A 1720-nucleotide genomic window follows, 5' to 3' on the forward strand; every position below is an offset into this window, starting at 1 on the left:
AGGCACGGAGACACACAGGAACTGCCACAGTTCTCCGTGTCTCCGTGCCTCTGATACTTCCAGAACATCGCGGCGCAACCGAAGCTGAGGGACACCTTTCACCCTCAGCCGAGGAGGCTCCGATGATGCTCCACGCGATCGACCTGCACAAGCGCGTACTGCAGGTGGCGTCGATGCACGCCCACGACGAAGAAGGCCGTATCATGGAGACCCGCATGCCGGCATGCAGGCGGGCCCTCGACGCCTACCTGCGGCAGTGGCCGGGAATTCGTCATCGGGTGGTGGTCGAGGCGACCGGGGCTTGGTACTGGGTGGCCGATGTCCTGGCGGACCACAAGGCCGAGCTGGAACTGGCGCATCCGGCGAAGGTGCGGGCGATCACCGAAGCCAAGGTAAAGACCGACGGGCGCGATACGCGCACCCTGCTGACGATGCTGAGGCTGAACATGGTTCCGAGGGCGCACGTGATCTCGCGGGAGCTGCGCGGACTGCGCGACCTGCTGCGCACGCGGCTTCAGCTGGTGGGGAAGCGTACGTCGGCGCTGAACAGCATCGCTCGGCTGCTGGAGAAGTACAACTGCGCGACGGTGCTGGGGCTGCCGGAGCTCGCCCAGGAGCAGGCCGGCTACCTCGAGGGGCAGATCGAGCTGCTCGAAGCGCAGACCAAGGCGCTGGAGAAGCGCATCCACCGCGAGCTGAAGCCGAACGAGACGGTCCGCCGGCTGCGCCGGATCCCGGGGATCGGACGTCTCAACGCGTGGACGCTCTACCTGGAGATCGACGGGATCGACCGCTTCCCGTCCGAGCGGCAGTTCTTCTCCTACTGCCGTGTCGCGCCCGGGGCCGACAACTCCGGCGGCCGGAGCCGGAGCAAGCGCTCACGCGCGGGGAACCTGTACCTGAAGCTCGCCTTCAGCCACGCGGCCGTCCGTGCGAAGCAGCGCTACGCGGAGATCGGCGCGGCGTTCCAGAAGAAGCTTCGGAAGAAGAACGAGGCCCTTGCGCGCGCGTGGCTGCGCAAGGAGCTGGCGCGGATCGTCTTCCACGTGCTGAAGGACGATGTCGAGTACGACAACACCTTCCGCGGCGTGACGCTGAGCAGGCCCAAGCGCGCGTAGGGATCACCAAGGCAGTGGCCACACCAGGCAAGCCCCGTTCTCACACTGGCTCGAACGAGCTCCGCCTCTGATTGGGAAGCCCTGGTGTTGGTGCCCAGCTTGTATCTGGGACGGCTCTCCACGTAGAGCCGGCACCCGCCCCGCGCGGGTGTTCCGCCCCCTTATGGTGTATGGCCGCCACGGCCCTGGTGATACCCAAGCGGCATCGGCTACTGCGTCGGCGAAGGTGGAAAAGTGCGAAGAACTGCGTTCTTCGCACCGGGGGATCGCTTGTCTGCTTTCGTGCCCCTTGCGGAGTTTTGTTCTTATGGTGTGTGAGATTTCAGCAGTGCTCTCGCAGCAATGAATCAAGCGGACCTGGTGTGAGCCATCCGCAGCAGCGACCCGACGTGCGGCTGTGATCCATCACCGATCTTGTCGATAAAAACGGCGGCCGCGGGCGCCCTGCCCCGCGGCCGCCGAGTCATTCGTAGCCTCGGGGATCGCTCGCGTGGGTAATCCACGCCCGGACTCACGCCTCTCTCTACGGCACGGTCACCGCCGGATCGACCCAGATGTCGTAGTTATTCGCGGCGGCCTGGCGGCCCCAGGCCAGGACCACG

The 1720-nt window shown here is 65.8% G+C and carries 1 protein-coding gene; it reads left to right on the forward strand.

Going from position 1 to position 1720, the window contains the following annotated elements; all coding sequences use genetic code 11:
* The first annotated feature begins 122 nt into the window (after positions 1-122).
* On the forward strand, positions 123-1118 hold the full coding sequence (locus VFZ66_00725; GenBank protein ID HEX6287676.1) for an IS110 family transposase: 996 nt from the start codon (positions 123-125) through the stop codon (positions 1116-1118).
* The last annotated feature ends 602 nt before the right edge of the window (positions 1119-1720 follow it).

This window comes from Herpetosiphonaceae bacterium (assembly GCA_036374795.1).
Taxonomy (GTDB): Bacteria; Chloroflexota; Chloroflexia; order Chloroflexales; family Kallotenuaceae; genus LB3-1.

Coding starts and splice junctions, on each gene's coding strand:
- VFZ66_00725 (HEX6287676.1), top strand. CDS start 123: ATGATGCTCCACGCGATCGACCTGCACAAGCGCGTACTGCAGGTGGCG.